The organism is Streptomyces griseiscabiei, from assembly GCF_020010925.1.
GTDB lineage: Bacteria > Actinomycetota > Actinomycetes > Streptomycetales > Streptomycetaceae > Streptomyces > Streptomyces griseiscabiei.
The window spans coordinates 3,222,323-3,236,989 of sequence record NZ_JAGJBZ010000001.1; the positions used below are offsets into that span (position 1 = coordinate 3,222,323).

13 protein-coding genes are annotated in these 14,667 nt (G+C 71.6%); 1 reads left to right on the forward strand and 12 read right to left on the reverse strand.

Annotation, left to right across the window (positions count from 1 at the left end; translation table 11 throughout):
- Positions 1–36 precede the first annotated feature (36 nt).
- The 4 genes from J8M51_RS14010 to J8M51_RS14025 are packed head-to-tail and all read right to left on the reverse strand — an operon-like array spanning position 37 to position 4,149.
- Positions 37–1,572 (reverse strand): hypothetical protein, encoded by a 1,536-nt coding sequence (locus J8M51_RS14010; protein ID WP_143673082.1) that lies wholly within the window; start codon positions 1,570–1,572, stop codon positions 37–39.
- Positions 1,569–2,612 carry an SIS domain-containing protein gene (locus J8M51_RS14015; RefSeq protein ID WP_086752744.1) on the reverse strand — a complete coding sequence of 348 codons (1,044 nt, stop codon included), beginning with the start codon at positions 2,610–2,612 and terminating at the stop codon, positions 1,569–1,571. Before J8M51_RS14015 ends, J8M51_RS14010 begins: the two co-directional genes overlap by 4 nt.
- Entirely contained in the window at positions 2,609–3,184 is a 576-nt protein-coding gene (locus tag J8M51_RS14020; RefSeq protein ID WP_086752746.1) for a GNAT family N-acetyltransferase, read from the reverse strand. Before J8M51_RS14020 ends, J8M51_RS14015 begins: the two co-directional genes overlap by 4 nt.
- Positions 3,181–4,149, reverse strand: a complete 969-nt coding sequence (locus tag J8M51_RS14025) for an O-methyltransferase (protein ID WP_086752748.1) — start codon at positions 4,147–4,149, stop codon at positions 3,181–3,183. The genes J8M51_RS14020 and J8M51_RS14025 overlap by 4 nt, the downstream gene beginning before the upstream one ends.
- Before the next feature lie 132 nt (positions 4,150–4,281).
- Between J8M51_RS14025 and J8M51_RS14030 the strand changes: the two genes are divergently transcribed.
- Positions 4,282–4,740, forward strand: coding sequence for a gamma-glutamylcyclotransferase family protein (locus J8M51_RS14030; protein ID WP_086752750.1), 459 nt, complete (start codon positions 4,282–4,284; stop codon positions 4,738–4,740).
- Positions 4,741–4,815: 75 nt separating this feature from the next.
- On the opposite strand, the gene J8M51_RS14035 is transcribed toward J8M51_RS14030, so the two are convergent.
- The 8 genes from J8M51_RS14035 to J8M51_RS14070 all read right to left on the reverse strand — a co-directional run bounded on the left by J8M51_RS14035 (position 4,816) and on the right by J8M51_RS14070 (position 14,583).
- Positions 4,816–5,850, reverse strand: a complete 1,035-nt coding sequence (locus J8M51_RS14035; protein WP_086752751.1) for a diiron oxygenase — start codon at positions 5,848–5,850, stop codon at positions 4,816–4,818.
- Positions 5,851–6,163: 313 nt separating this feature from the next.
- The gene (locus J8M51_RS14040) at positions 6,164–7,318 is read right to left on the reverse strand and encodes a pseudouridine synthase (protein WP_086752753.1); all 1,155 of its coding nucleotides are present in this window, start codon (positions 7,316–7,318) and stop codon (positions 6,164–6,166) included.
- Positions 7,318–7,971, reverse strand: a complete 654-nt coding sequence (scpB, locus tag J8M51_RS14045) for an SMC-Scp complex subunit ScpB (RefSeq protein ID WP_086752755.1) — start codon at positions 7,969–7,971, stop codon at positions 7,318–7,320. Before scpB ends, J8M51_RS14040 begins: the two co-directional genes overlap by 1 nt.
- Complete coding sequence (locus tag J8M51_RS14050) at positions 7,968–9,056, reverse strand: segregation and condensation protein A (RefSeq protein ID WP_086752757.1); 1,089 nt, start codon at positions 9,054–9,056, stop codon at positions 7,968–7,970. The genes scpB and J8M51_RS14050 overlap by 4 nt, the downstream gene beginning before the upstream one ends.
- A gap of 18 nt (positions 9,057–9,074) precedes the next feature.
- Positions 9,075–9,653, reverse strand: a complete 579-nt coding sequence (locus tag J8M51_RS14055; RefSeq protein WP_086752759.1) for a hypothetical protein — start codon at positions 9,651–9,653, stop codon at positions 9,075–9,077.
- Positions 9,638–10,774 (reverse strand): ParA family protein, encoded by a 1,137-nt coding sequence (locus tag J8M51_RS14060; RefSeq protein ID WP_086752761.1) that lies wholly within the window; start codon positions 10,772–10,774, stop codon positions 9,638–9,640. Before J8M51_RS14060 ends, J8M51_RS14055 begins: the two co-directional genes overlap by 16 nt.
- A 428-nt stretch (positions 10,775–11,202) precedes the next feature.
- Positions 11,203–12,327, reverse strand: a complete 1,125-nt coding sequence (ald, locus tag J8M51_RS14065; protein ID WP_179202899.1) for an alanine dehydrogenase — start codon at positions 12,325–12,327, stop codon at positions 11,203–11,205.
- A gap of 165 nt (positions 12,328–12,492) precedes the next feature.
- Positions 12,493–14,583 carry a tetratricopeptide repeat protein gene (locus tag J8M51_RS14070; protein ID WP_086752763.1) on the reverse strand — a complete coding sequence of 697 codons (2,091 nt, stop codon included), beginning with the start codon at positions 14,581–14,583 and terminating at the stop codon, positions 12,493–12,495.
- Positions 14,584–14,667: the final 84 nt, after the last annotated feature.

Genomic DNA, 14,667 nt, shown 5'->3' on the forward strand with positions numbered 1-14,667 from the left:
CTTCCGAGCGGTGGGGAGGGGTGTCCGTGGGCCACCTCATCGCGCGGTCCCGACGGTGAAGACGCCGGTGGTACGGGTCAGCGGGTTGGAGCCGTAGTTGACGACGGCGGAGGCGGAGGCCGGCGCGGCGCGGACGTCGGTGCCGGCGTAGCCCTGCGGCGTGAGGAACAGGCCCCAGGCCGCGACCCAGTCGGAGCGGGCGCCGGTGGCGGGGTCGAGGACGGGCTCGGCGCGGGGCAGGACGCGACGCTGGACGATCCAGCGGTTGCCCAGTCCGGTGAGGGGGCCGGTGGCCTCGGACAGCCGGTCCCGGAGCAGGCCTGCCCAGTGGTCCGGTGCGCACTCCCAGCCGGGGATCACGCCGGTGCCCCCGAAGTCGCGCAGCGGCTTGAGGAGCAGCTCGGTGCGGTGTTCCCGGCAGAAGGACAGCAGGTCGGTGACCGTCTCACCGGGGTGCGGGCCGGGTGTGGGCGGGCCGTCGGCGAGGAGCCGGGTCCATGGGAGAAGCCGGTCGGTGAGGGCGCGTTCGGCCTCGGTGAAGGGTGTGGCGGGGTCGGAGAGGAGCGCGAGGGCGCCCTTGTTGGAGTAGAGGGAACTGTCCATGGGCGTCCACAGGACGGCTCGGCCCTCTTCGTGGGCGCGGAAGGCGAGTTCGGCGCGGGCGGCGGAGGCCGGGTCCGCGCAGAGGTCGTCGACGGTGAAGAAGCGCAGGACCACATCGACGGGTGCGCCGTCGAGACGGAGCCGGTCACCCTGCTCGGTGAGGCCGTCCAGTTCACCGAGGGTGAAGGGCAGGCCGAGGTCCCGCATCATCTCGGCGAGGGCGTGCAGCAGATGACCGAAGGCGGCCAGTCCTCCCGGGGCGCAGACCAGGCCGACCCGGGGCTCCCGGCCGCCGCCGGTGAGGGGCAGGGCCGCCTCGCGCAGAGCGGTGGCCATGCGTTCCCCGATGTGGACGTGGTCCAGCCCGTGCTCGGCGGCGAAGGCCGCGAACGCGGGGTGGGTGAGCAGGGCCCGCTGCATCTGGGAGCGGTCGGTGCCACCCAGGTCGCTGGCTATGTTGAACTCCAGCAGCTTGAACGCGCCGCCGTCGTGATAGAGGTCGGCACGGCCGTAACGGGTGGCCCGGCCGCGGGCGTCGGCGAACCGGGAGATCACCGCGGCCCGGTCCGGGGCGATGCCCAGGGCGTCGCAGTACCGGGCCGTGTCCCCGCCGAACAGCCGCCCCGGCAGCGAGACGAGCAGTGCGAACAGGTCCTGGACATCGGCCGCGGCCCGGCTCAGCTCGGGACCGTCCACGAAGAGCGGGCGGGAGAGCATCCGCGCCCCCCAGCACTCCTGGAAGGCCGGGGGGAAGACGGTCTCCTGGACGGCGTCGGCGAGCCGGGGGTCGCGGAGATACGCCTCGGTGACGGCGGCGGCGGTGCCGGCGACCGCCGTGGCGTGGACGGCGGCCGGCTCCGGTGCCGTCACCCGGGCCGTCTCCGATACCGCCACGTGCGCCGTCCCCGGTGCCGTCTCGCGCACCGCCTCCGCCGCCGTCCCCGGCGTCATGACCGGTCTGGGCGTCACAGCTTCACCGACCGGATGGCCGATGCCCAGGGCTCCGCCTCCAGGTGGGTGAGGTCGGGGCTGGCGCCGGTGCGGGCGGCGGCCAGGGAGACCAGTCGCTGGAAGGGGACGACCGACACCAGCGGACGGACGAGATCGGGCACGGCGGCGAAGGGCAGCGCGGCACCGGGGTCGTCGGCGCAGTGGTGGACGGGGGCGCCCAGCGCGCGCAGGACCCGCTCCAGGTCGGCGGTGCGGCCGGCGTCGGGTCCGGCGGGGCGCAGCAGGAAGCCGGCGGTGGTCGCGGAGAAGACGGCGGGGGTGCCGTGCAGGGCGAACTCGGTGTGCAGGGCCTCGGCCCAGCGGTAGGTGCCCTCCTTGATCTTCAGCGCGGCCTCGGCGGCGGTGATCGCGTCGAGTCCGGTGCCGGTGACCAGAACCGGTCCGGCGGCGTCGGCCAGGGCGTCCACGGCCTCCGGCGCGAGGGGGAGTTCCAGGGTGCGGGACAGTGCCCCGGGGACCTGGGCGAGCGCGGCGGTCAGCGGGGCCCCCTCCTCGCCGAGGGCGGTGGCGACCAGGCGGGCGAGCAGGGTCAGCGCGGTGGTGTAGGAGACCGTGTGGGTGCTGGCCGCCTCCTGGGGGCAGGTGCGCAGGACCGTGTCGGCGACGGGTTCGGCCGGGCCCTCGCCGGTGACGGCGACCGTGGTGGCACCGGCCTCGGCGGCGCGGCGGAGCACGTCGTTGGGGCAGGCCTTGGTGCCCCGGTGGCTGACCACCACGATCTGGTCGGCGGCGGTGACCCCCTCGGTCAGGGCCAGGTCGTGGGCGTCGAGGGCGGCGGCCCGTACCCGTCCGCCGGTCAGCAGCCGGACCCAGGCGGCGGCGGTCCGGCAGGCGTGCAGGGAGGTGCCGATGCCGGTGAAGACCAGGGGACGCGCGGGGTCGAGGACCGGGACCGGGGTCGACAGGAGGGCGGCCACGGCCTCGGGCTGGGAGGCGACATGGCGGTCGTAGGCGGCGGACCCGCCGGGCTCCGGGGCGGTGGGGGGCTGGGTGGTCATCGGGCGGGCTCCTCTGCGGGTATGTGGGCGGCGAGCAGGTCGTCGAGCGGTGTGCCGTCGTAGCGGGCGCAGTTGGCGGGGAACGTGCGCTGGAAGATGTCCAGGTCGGTCAGCCGGCCCAGCTTGTAGCCGACTTGGCGCAGGACGCCCTCGTGGCGGTAGCCGGCGCGCAGCACCATGCGGCGGGAGGGCTCGTTGCCGGAGGAGATGAAGGCGATCACCGTGGACATGCCGGCCTGCTCCGCCAGTTCGGTGAGGCGGACGCACAGGGCCGAGCCGACACCGCGGCCACGGGCGTCGGGCGAGAGGTAGACCGAGATCTCGGCGCTGGCCAGATAGCCCCTGCGTGAGGCGAAGGGACTGAGCGTGCCGTATCCGGCGAGCCGTCCGTCCTGCTCGGCGGCCAGGGCGGGGTAACGGCCATGGTGGGCTGACAGCCAGCCGTGCAGGTCGTCGAGCGCCTTCTCTTCATGATCCATGGTCGCGTCGGTGTGCCGGATGGCGTGATTGATCGTAGACAGTACCCCAGGAAGATCAGCTTCGGTCAGCGGGCGCAGGACGGGGGCGCTCATCGGGAGACCTCCCCGAGGACGGCGTCGGCGCGACGGCGGTAGACGCCGACGCCCTCGGAGCTGGGGATCAGCCGCTGGAGGTCGTAGTGGGTGTCCAGGTGGCCGTGGAAACGGGCGTACTGGGCCTGGTTGTTGGCGATACGTCCGGCGAAGTAGCCGTTGTCGGTGAGGTTGCCGAGCAGCATGTTGTGGGCGATCAGCAGACCGCCGGGGCGCAGGGCGGGGGTGGTGGCCTCCATGATCGGGAAGTAGATCGCCTTGTCGATCAGGTCGGGGTCCATGCCCTCGGGGGCGCGGTGCGGGGCCGGGCCCTCGGCGTCCAGCACACACAGGTCGACCGGGTCGAGACCGCGGCCGTGGGCGATGGCGTCGGTGGTGGCGAACTCGACCCCGTCGGCGAGACCGAGGGCGGTGAGGTTGCGTTCGGCCAGCGCCATGGTGCCGGGGTCGATGTCGATCAGGGTGGCGGTGCCGCCGGCCGCGCGGATGCCGGGCAGCGCCCAGACCGCCCAGTACCCGTAGTACGAGCCGGGGAAGACGGTGCGGCGGGGCGCCAGCAGATGACAGAGCGCGAACAGCAGCCGGGCCTCCTCCGGGAAGATGTAGGTGGCTCGGTCCTCGTGGTCGAACCGCTCGGCGACCCGCTCCCGCAGCGCCTCGAACGCGTCCTCCGGATAGGCCGTGGAGGCGATCACCCCGTCCCGCTCCAGCCCCTCCAGCACCTGGGCGACGAAGGCGCGTTCGTCCACGGGGAACCGGGTGGAGAGGTTGAACTGGTCCTCGTTCAGCCCGACGTCCTCGGGGCGCAGACGACCGGAGCCCAGCCAGGAGCAGTAGTCGGCGCGGCTGAGGAGACCGCCGCGGAAGCTCTGGTACTCGGGGACGGCACGCAGGGCGGCGTCGATGAGGTCGTGGGCGACCCCGCCGGTCGCACGGGGGGCGTCGGGACGGGCGACGGTGGTCACGCGTGGACTCCTTGTCATGGGGCTGCTCATGGGGGTCATGGGGCTTCTCGTGGGGTGGTGCCCGGCGGTCCGGGCAGGCGGCATAGGCTCCGGCGGGAAGTACCGGCTGCCTTTCACGTGGGAGTACGAGCGATGCCGACGGCACATCGACAGACGTACGAGCTGCCCCTGTTCGTCTACGGGAGCCTGTCGTACGCCGAGGTGCGGCGGGCACTGTTGGGGCGGGTCACCGGGTCCCGCCCGGCGGCGGTGACCGGCTGGCGCAACGCGGCCCTGCGCGACCGTGTCTTCCCCGGTCTGGTGTCCCGGTCCGGGAGCCGGGTCACCGGATGCCTGCTGACCGACCTCGACCCCGCCGAGCGCGCCCTGCTGGACGTGTACGAGGGCCCGATGTACGAGGCCCGCGTCCTCCCCCTCGAAGGCGGAGGCTCCGCTGTGGCCTATGTGTGCGTCGACGCCTCGCTGGTCCTGGAGAACGACTGGGACCGGGAGCACTTCGGCCGGGAGCTGCTGCCGGGCTACACGGCGGGGGTGGTCCGCTGGCTGGCGTCCCGAGAGGCGGCGCTCACCCGTACCGGATCCGGCGGATGAGCCGGCGACGGGCCCGCCGGCCGGTCCCCTGACCGGTCGTGCCGATGGATGGTCCGCTCTCGACGGCGTTCATCGTCACACCAGTTCGTACGACTCGAAGGCGGCCCGGATCTCGGGGTCGTCCAGCGACCCGAGCCGTCTGAAGTGCTGGACCGTCTGCTGGGACGCGTCACGGGCGGTCTTGCGCACCAGACTCTCCGGGAACACCTCGGCCAGCACCTGTTCGACGGTGTCCCGGTCGAGCCCGTACCCGGTCAGCTCCTCGCGGAAAGCCGGCAGGTCCGGCCGGAGGAAGGCGTCCACCATCATCGGCGCGAGGGTGCCGATCACCCGCCGCTCGGCCGGGTCCGACTGCGCCCACAGCTCCTTGAGGAAGAGCGAGAAGTAGGTGTGGTGGCGGCCCTCGTCCATGGCGTGGTCGCGCACCACCTCACGGACCGTGGGCACCACCCGGGGGTCGTCCGGGACCTCGCCGAGGGAGCCCGAGATCAGCGTCTCGGAGACGATCACGAAGACCAGCTCGGCCAGCACCCGCCAGTCCGGGTGCTCCTGCTGGATCATCGCCAGCCGGGTCAGGAAGTACGGCTCGGCGGGCAGCCGCGCGGCGACACCGGTACGGGCCTGAGCCTGTCTCATCAGATCGACGGAGAACAGGGCGTGGTACGCCTCGTCGCAGTAGATCCGGTAGGCGTCGAACCGCATGTCCGGATGGAGACGCAGGCCCACTGTTCCCTGGGCGATACCGAGCGCGGTGCGATTGACGACGATCTGTTCCAGCTTCGCCGTGAAATCCAGGTAACGGTAGAGGTGCTGGATCAGTATCCGGTCGAATAGTTCAGGGCGAAGATCCCGTACCAGCTCATGGCGGGCGACCGGAACCAAGTCGGGCGAAAAGAAATACTGCCCTTCGGTTTCGCCCGGCAGTTCCCGCCGGGGAGTCGCACGTACCGAGGCGCGTTTGTCCCAGCCACGGAACGGGCTGCGATAACCGTCAGCCGGTTCCGGGTCGTCGGCGCCCGGGACCTGGGCCTCGGAATCCTTGACCAGCAGGCGCTTGGGACAGTAACTGACCGCGGTACAACCGGTGAAGAGCCCCACGATGCCACACATGCATTCCCCCGGATTCTCTATTCCTCAGCCGTTCCGCGATATCGAACGAACGCCGATGATCATGCAAGGAACGCTTTCCAGGAGCAAGCCCTACTAACAGAATCTCGAATCGTGAGACAATTAGGAGAATGTTTGACCAGGTCATTCCGGTGATTTTCCTGCCGGTCCTGCCGGAGGTTTTCCGGACAGAACGCGACGCTCCCCGGCATCGAGAGCGGCGCCCGGAACGGCAAAAGGCCGGCCCCGACGGCAATGCCGGGACCGGCCCACTGCTCGAACACGGCGCTCGACGCACCGCTGACCCTGGGGGCCCTTAGAGGTCGACCTCCTGCATCAGCATCCCGACCTCGGTGTTGGACAGCCGGCGCAGCCAGCCCGACTTCTGGTCGCCGAGGGTGATCGGCCCGAAGGCGACGCGCACCAGCTTGTCGACCGGGAAGCCTGCCTCCGCCAGCATCCGGCGCACGATGTGCTTGCGCCCCTCGTGCAGGGTCACCTCGACGAGGTAGTTCTTGCCGGTCTGCTCGACGACCCGGAAGTGGTCCGCGCGCGCGTACCCGTCCTCCAGCTGGATGCCGTCCTTGAGCTGCTTGCCCAGGTCGCGCGGGATCGGGCCCACGATGTGCGCGAGATAGACCTTCTTCACGCCGTACTTGGGGTGGGTCAGCCGGTGCGCCAGCTCACCGTGGTTGGTGAGCAGGATGACGCCCTCGGTCTCGGTGTCGAGCCGCCCGACGTGGAACAGCCGCGTCTCGCGGTTGGTCACGTAGTCGCCGAGGCACTGCCGGCCCTCGTTGTCCTCCATCGTGGAGACGACACCGGCCGGCTTGTTCAGCGAGAAGAACTGGTACGACTGCGTCGCGACCGTCAGGCCGTCGACCTTGACCTCGTCCTTCTCCGGGTCGACGCGCTTGCCCTGTTCCAGGACGATCTCGCCGTTGACCTCGACCCGCGCCTGCTCGATCAGTTCCTCGCAGGCGCGCCGGGAGCCGTAGCCCGCGCGCGCGAGGATCTTCTGCAGCCGCTCGCCCTCCTGCTCGGCGCCGGGGAAGGTCTTGGGCAGCTTGACGTCCTTCTTGCCCGCGTACCGCTCCCGGTTGCGCTCCTCGGCCCGCGCGTCGTACTCGCGGGAGGTCGCCGGGGCCCAGCGGCCCCGCCCGGTGCTGCCCTGGCCCTGCTTGGGGCCGCCCTTGGCGCCACCGCGCGCGGACGCGCCGCGCCCCGACTTCGGCCCCTCCGGGGAGGCGCCGGGGCCCACGTCGTAGCGCCGCTCCTCCGGGCGGGGCTTCTTCGGCCGGCCGCCGCCGCCCTGCCTGTCGTCGCGGTCGTTCCCGGCACCGCGGTAGTTGCCGCGGCCTCCGCCGCCGCTCCCGCCTCGGCCACCGCCGCTACCGCCGCGGCCGCCGCTGTTGCCACCACGGCTCCCGCCGTTGTTTCCGCTGCTGTTCCTGCCGCTGCTGCTTCGCATCAAAGTTCCGTCTTGTCGTCTGCGTCCTCGGAATCCGGAGCGTCCGGATCGAACGACGGTACGCCTTCCTGGGTCTCGGCCTCGATCGCCTCCGCCTCCGGGAGGAAGGGCGCCAGCTCCGGGAGCTCGTCCAGGCCGCGCAGGCCCATCCGCTCCAGGAAGTAGTTCGTCGTCCTGTACAGGATCGCACCTGTTTCGGGTTCCGCGCCCGCCTCCTCGACCAGCCCCCGCTGGAGGAGGGTCCGCATGACCCCGTCGCAGTTGACCCCGCGCACCGCCGAGACCCTGCTGCGGCTCACCGGCTGCCGGTACGCGACCACGGCCAGCGTCTCCAGCGCGGCCTGGGTCAGCCGGGCCTGCTGCCCGTCCAGCACGAACCGCTCGACGGCCGCGGCGTACTCGGGCCGGGTGTAGTACCGCCACCCGCCGGCGATCAGCCGCAGCTCGAAGCCGCGTCCCTGGGCCGCGTAGTCGTCGGACAGTTCCCTGAGCGCCTTGGAGATCTGCCGCTTGGGCCGCTCCAGGATCTTGCTCAGGTGCTCCACCGTCGCGGGCTCGTCCACGACCATGAGGACGGCCTCCAGAGCCGGCTTGAGGTCGAGATCGGCGACGGTGCGCGCCCCGGCGGGCGTCTCGGTTCTCTCCTCGCTCACGCCTTCTCCTCCTCGGGCGACTCGGGCGGCTCCGACGACTCGGGCGACTTGGGCGACTTGGGCCGCCCGGACGGCTCCGGTGGCTCGGGCGGCCGGTCGAACTCGTCCGTGACCACGGGTTCCGTGCCCTCGTCACCGCCGGTCCACCGCACGATCAGATCGCCGAGCGCGGTCTCCTGGTCGAGGGCCACGGCCTTCTCGCGATAGAGCTCCAGCAGGGCGAGGAAGCGGGCGACGACGGTCAGGGTGTCGTCGGTGTCCTCGACGAGCACACGGAAGGACGCCTCTCCCAGCTCCCGCAGCCGGGCCACGACGATCCCGGCCTGCTCCTGCACGCTGACGAGGGGCGCGTGGATGTGGTCGATGTACACCTGCGGCTTCGGTTTCGGCTGCATCGCCTTCACGGCCAGCCTGGCGAATCCTTCCGCCCCGATGCTGATGACCACCTCGGGCAGCAGTTCGGCGTGCTGCGGCTCCAGCCCGACGGTGCGCGGATACCGCCGGGCCTCCGCGTCCAGCCGCCGGTTGAAGATCTCCGCGATCTGTTTGTACGCCCGGTACTGCAGCAGCCGCGCGAACAGCAGGTCCCGGGCTTCGAGCAGCGCGAGATCGGCCTCGTCCTCGACCTCGGCGGCGGGCAGCAGCCGGGCCGCCTTCAGATCCAGCAGCGTCGCGGCCACCACGAGGAACTCGGTCGTCTCGTCGAGGTCCCAGTCCGGTCCCATGGCCCTGATGTGCGCCATGAACTCGTCGGTGACCTTGGAGAGGGCGACCTCGGTGACGTCCATCTTGTGCTTCGAGATCAGCTGAAGCAGCAGGTCGAACGGCCCCTCGAAGTTGGCGAGCCGAACCTTGAAGACCCCGTCGTCGACAGCCTCGACCGCTTCGGCCGCCTCAGCCGATTCGGCTGGTTCGACCACTTCGGCCGGTTCGATCCGCTCGACCGACCCCACCGGTTCGGCGGGCTCGTCCGGCTCACCCGGCGGAGCCGAGGGCGGAGCCAGCGCCCCTCTCCCCAGCGCACGCCGACGACCGGCGGAACCACCGGAAGCCGAGCCGGAGCCAGAGGAGTCAAACGAGGTCATAGCCCCCGCAGGCTACCCCTACCGCCCGCGAAGCCGTCGTACGAGGATGCTCGCGTCCCCCCGGGACTCCAGATCCGCCAGCACCACGGCGACGGCCTCCCGCACGATCCGCCCGCGGTCGACGGCCAGCCCGTGCTCCCCGCGCAGCACCAGCCGCGCGTGTTCGAGATCCATCAGCTCCTCGGCGGAGACGTACACGGTGATCTTCTCGTCGTGCCGCTCCCGCCCACTGGGCCTGCGCCCGGAGGCCCGCCCCCGCTTGCGCGGCGCGGCAGAACCTTCCTGCGGCTTCGGCTGGGGCTGGCGCCCGGCCGCCGCGGCCCGCTCGGCACCCGCCGCGGCGGCGCGGCTGCGCGGCTGCTCGCCGTCGGCCTCGGCGTCCGCGGCCACATGCTCGGACCCCTCGCCGTCACCGCCCTGTACGGGCACGGACGGCGGCGCGTCCTCCGCGGCGGCGGCCCCGTCGCCGTCCCCGGCGGGAGCGGGCACCCGGACTTCTCCGTTGGCCCCCCGCCGGGGAGTGGACGGCTGCAGCGCCATTCCCCCTGTCGTACGGAAGAGTTCGTCGGCCCCCGGCAGACTCACTCGGCGTGACACCGGGCGAGCACCTCCCTGGCGAGCTGACGGTAGGCGGCGGCGCCGACGGAGTTGGAGGCGTACGTGGTGATCGGCTCACCGGCGACCGTGGTCTCCGGGAAGCGGACCGTGCGCCCGATGACCGTGTGGTAGACGTGCTCGTCGAAGGCCTCGACGACCCGTGCGAGGACCTCACGGCTGTGCACGGTGCGCGAGTCGTACATCGTGGCGAGGATGCCGTCGAGTTCCAGGTCGGGGTTGAGCCGCTCCTGGACCTTCTCGATGGTCTCGGTGAGCAGCGCGACTCCGCGCAGCGCGAAGAACTCGCACTCCAGAGGCACTATCACCTTGTGCGCGGCCGTCAGCGCGTTGACGGTGAGCAGACCGAGCGAGGGCTGGCAGTCGATCACGATGTAGTCGTAGTCGGCCATCAGCGGCTTGAGCGCCCGCTGCAGCGTGGACTCGCGCGCGACCTCGGAGACCAGTTGGACCTCGGCCGCCGACAGGTCGATGTTGCTCGGCAGCAGGTCCATGTTGGGGACCGCGGTCTTCAGCAGCACCTCGTCGGCCGACATGCCCCGCTCCATGAGCAGGTTGTAGACCGTGAGGTCGAGCTCCATCGGGTTCACCCCGAGGCCGACCGAGAGGGCGCCCTGCGGGTCGAAGTCGACGAGCAGGACCCGGCGGCCGTACTCCGCGAGCGCGGCACCCAGGTTGATGGTCGACGTGGTCTTGCCGACGCCGCCCTTCTGGTTGCACATCGCGATGATCTTCGCGGGGCCGTGGTCGGTCAGCGGACCCGGGATCGGGAAGTACGGCAGCGGGCGACCGGTCGGACCGATGCGCTCGCGGCGCTGACGGGCCGCGTCGGGCGCGAGCGTGGCCGCGTACTCCGGATCGGGCTCGTACTCGGCGTCGGGGTCGTAGAAGTGCCCGTCGGGCAGCTCGTCGTAGTCGGCGAAGTGGTTGTGGACCCCGCCACTTCCGTCGCCGGCCATGGCGTTCACGTGTAGGCCATCCATGCTCTGGTGTGCTGGCGGAGTTAGCCCGGCCGGCTGCGGACTCTGGTGGGCTGCGAAGGTGCGGACAGCGACGGAGCCGACAGCCGCGAACCCAGTAGGGCCCGAGACCGGCGCAGGCATTCCTGGTTGACCACCCCCGGGAGTAAATGTCGACTCATTCACAAGTCGTCTTACCTCCTTGGTGACCAGGAAACTTCTAGATAGGTCAGCGTGGCACCATGCCGACAGCTGGCGACTCTATGGCGTGTCGGCGGTCCGCAGCAACACAATCCGCCGGACCCGGCCCGATGTGTCGGCAATGAAACATGCGGCTGTCAAGGGCGTAGGCCCGTCGCACGGCAGGTTTCACCGGTGCGCGAAACATCCGAACGGTTACGTTCGAGGCGAGTTGCGCGAGTGTCGCAAAGTGACCATACACACATCCGGCCGGACCTTGTCGGGCAAGATCCGGCCGGGAAGGCGCTGTTGACGACCTGTGTTGACGTATCGCCTTTTACCGAAAGGTGACTTAAAACCAGCCGGTCGGAGCAGCCGGTCGGACGAGCCGATCAGACGAGCAGCGAGGCCAGCTCGACGTGCTCCAGGCCGTGCGCCTCGGCGACCTCGCGGTAAACGACCCTGCCGTCATGGGCGTTGAGCCCCTTGGCCAGCGCCGGGTCACGGCGCGCGGCCTCGGCCCAGCCGTGGTCGGCGAGTTCCACGATGTACGGCAGCGTGGCGTTGGTCAGCGCGTAGGTCGAGGTGTTGGGCACCGCGCCGGGCATGTTGGCGACGCAGTAGAAGACCGACTCGTGGACCGGGAAGGTCGGTTCGGCGTGGGTGGTGGGCCGGGAGTCCTCGAAGCAGCCGCCCTGGTCGATGGCGATGTCGACAAGGACACTTCCGGGCTTCATCCGCGACACCAGTTCGTTGGTGACCAGCTTCGGGGCCTTGGCGCCCGGGATGAGGACGGCGCCGATGACGAGGTCGGCCTCCAGGCACGCCTTCTCCAGTTCGAAGGCGTTGGAGACGACGGTCTGGATCTTCGTGCCGAAGATCTTGTCGGCTTCCTTGAGCTTGTTGATGTCCTTGTCGAGCAGGGTGACGTGGAAGCCCATGCCGATGGCGATCTGCGCGGCGTTCCAGCCCGACACACCGCCGCCGATGACGACGGCCCGGCCGGCCAGCACCCCGGGCACTCCGCCGGGCAGCACCCCGCGCCCTCCGTTGGCCCGCATCAGGTGGTAGGCGCCGACCTGGGGGGCGAGCCGGCCCGCGACCTCGGACATCGGCGCGAGCAGCGGCAGCGCGCGGCCGGGCAGTTCGACGGTCTCGTACGCGATCGCGGTGGTGCCGGACTCGACGAGGGCGTCGGTGCACTCCTTGGAGGCGGCCAGGTGCAGGTAGGTGAAGAGCGTCTGGTCCTTGCGGAGGCGGTGGTACTCCTCGGCGATGGGCTCCTTGACCTTGAGCAGCAGGTCGGCGGCGGCCCACACCTCGTCGGCCGTGGCCAGGATCTCGGCGCCGGCGGTGACGTACTCGGCGTCGGGGATCGACGAGCCGACTCCGGCGCCCTGCTCGATGACGACCTGGTGGCCGTGGCGTACCAGCTCGTGCACGCCGGCCGGGGTGATGGCCACCCGGAACTCGTTGTTCTTGACCTCGCGGGGGATGCCGACCTTCACGTCGATCACGGTCCTTGGCTCGGAGGGGTGTGGGGCTCGCACGCACAGGCGGGACATGCCCGAGCAATGCGGGACATACCCGTACGCATCGGAGCGCACCGGGAGACACCGCAGGAGAACCGGCGGCGCAGCCAGTCTAATGAAGGTATCCCCGCTGTCTAGCCTTTCAATGCATCAATCTTTCGCGGATGCACTACGGATTTCGCAGGCGTTAGCGTCCTGTTCCGGCTCGATCTCATGGGTTTCGGGGTCCGGGGCCTCGTCGCCGAGCAGCCGCTCGGCGGCTCCCCGGTGCAGCCCGGCCGCCGCCGGGTCGCCGAGCCGCTCCAGGGTGTCGGCGATCCGGAGCTGCATCGCGGCCTGCAGCCGGACGTCGTCGGCGCGGCGCGCCCACTCGGCCGCCTCCTGGCAGGTGTGCAGCGCCTCCTCGGGCCGCCCCGCGTACTCCTGGACCCGTGCCATCTCGCTCAACGCCCTTGCCTGGCCGCCCACATCACCGAGCCTGCGGTGCCCGGTGAGCGCCGAGCTCCAGTTGCGCAGCGCCTCGCCGTAGCGGCCCGCGTAGGTGTGCGCGGCGGCGATCCGGCCGTACAGCCGGGCGGCGTCCTCGCGCTCGTCCCGGGCGAGCCGCTGGGCGAGCGCCCTGCCGTACCAGTCGGCGGCCCGGTCGTAGTCCTCCAGCTCCTGGTGGGCACCGCCTACGGATTCCATCGCGCGGCCGGTGGCGTACGGGTCGTTCGCCCGCCGTCCGGCGTCGAGCGCGGCCCGGTAGCGGGCCAGCGCCGCCTTCGTACGGCCGGTCCTGGCGTCGAGGTCGCCGAGGTTCAGCAGGGCCGCCGCCTGTTCGCGGGGCAGGTCGCGGCGCTCGGCGACATCGAGGACCAGCCCGTGGACGTCGTACAGGTCGGGGGCGGCGGCCTGGGTGCCGAAGTGCGCCACCATGGCCCGGACCAGCTGGGACATCAGCCGTCTGGCGAGGGTGTCCAGCTCCCCGTCGGCGACCGCGAGCCGGGCCGCGGCCAGCAGCGCGGGCCGGCGCACCCGCAGCCACTCCTCGGCGGCCCGGGGGGTCGGGAACCGCAGCGCCTTGGGCATCGCGAGGAGTTTCTCGCGGGCCTGCGGGCTGTCGGTCTCGGTGATGGCCCGGCAGGACTGCAGCAGCCGTACCGTCCGCTCCAGCATCCGCGCGCGGGCCAGCTGCAGTTCGCCCGGCCGTTCCTGGCTCTCGGCGAGGGACCACAGCAGCGGCTGGAGGCAGCCGGGGACCTCGTACTCGGGCAGCTCCGACTCGACCCGGTGCAGGAATCCGAGGGCCACGAAGTCGTCCAGCGTGGTGCGGGCCGCGCCGACCGAGCAGCCGGCGAGCCCGGAGGCGATGTGCGGGTCGACCAGGCCCGCCGGGGCGAGCGCGAGGAGTCGCAGTATCCGGGCGGCGGTGGTCGGCAGCGAGGCGTACGCCAGTCTGAGGACCCTGGCGAGCGGCGGGCTGTCGTCGTCCTCGGCGCGCAACTGCTTGGCGAGGTCGGAGACGGCGGCGGCGGGCCGGGCGGCCAGCCAGCCCCCGGCGAGCCGCAGCGCGGCGGGCTGGGCCCCGCAGACCTCGGCGAGCCCTTCCGCCGAGCGCGGGTCCACGGTGATCCGCACCGAGCCGCTGAAGCGTTCCAGCAGCTCCACGGCGGACTTGGTGTCCAGTCCGCCCAGGGTGCACGGGCGGACGTCGGAGATGCCCGTCAGGGGCCCCTCGGAGACCGCCACGACCAGCGAGTCGGGGGTGTCCGGGAGCAGTGCGTCGACCTGCTCGGCGTCGGCCGCGTCGTCCAGCAGGAGCACCACCCGGCGGTCGGCCAGCGCCTCGCGCAGCGCCTCGCTGAGGTCGTCCTCGTCGGCGCCGGCCGGCGTCGGCAGCCCCAGCTCCCCGAGCAGTTCCCGCGCCGCGCGCTCGACCGGTACCCGGGTGCCGTCGGGCTCGGTGAGCCGGGCCCGCAGCACCCCGTCCGGGTAACCGTCGGTAACCTGCCGGACGAGTTCCTCGGCGAGCGCGGTGCGGCCGTAGCCGGGCCGGCCGGCGACGAGCAGCACGCGCGCGTGGGGCGCCTTGCGGCCCGCGAGGGTGTTGAGCCCGGCCCGGCCGATGTCGGCCCGCAGCTCCTTCAACTCTCTTGTCCGGCCGAGGAACTGACTGTCCGTGGGGGCGGCCTCGACAGCCGCGGGCCGCCCTGTTCCGGACACCCGGGCACCCCCGAGGTCCACCGCCTGATCCGCCACGGGCCACTCTCCCGTCCCACCGCACGAGCAAGCCCGCCGGGACTCCGGTTCGGGCGTTTCCCGAGCCTAGTTCACGCTCTGCGA

Coding starts and splice junctions, on each gene's coding strand:
- J8M51_RS14035 (WP_086752751.1), bottom strand. CDS start 5,850: ATGTGTGGCATCGTGGGGCTCTTCACCGGTTGTACCGCGGTCAGTTAC.
- J8M51_RS14015 (WP_086752744.1), bottom strand. CDS start 2,612: ATGACCACCCAGCCCCCCACCGCCCCGGAGCCCGGCGGGTCCGCCGCC.
- J8M51_RS14050 (WP_086752757.1), bottom strand. CDS start 9,056: ATGACCTCGTTTGACTCCTCTGGCTCCGGCTCGGCTTCCGGTGGTTCC.
- J8M51_RS14030 (WP_086752750.1), top strand. CDS start 4,282: ATGCCGACGGCACATCGACAGACGTACGAGCTGCCCCTGTTCGTCTAC.
- J8M51_RS14040 (WP_086752753.1), bottom strand. CDS start 7,318: ATGCGAAGCAGCAGCGGCAGGAACAGCAGCGGAAACAACGGCGGGAGC.
- J8M51_RS14020 (WP_086752746.1), bottom strand. CDS start 3,184: ATGAGCGCCCCCGTCCTGCGCCCGCTGACCGAAGCTGATCTTCCTGGG.
- J8M51_RS14060 (WP_086752761.1), bottom strand. CDS start 10,774: ATGCCTGCGCCGGTCTCGGGCCCTACTGGGTTCGCGGCTGTCGGCTCC.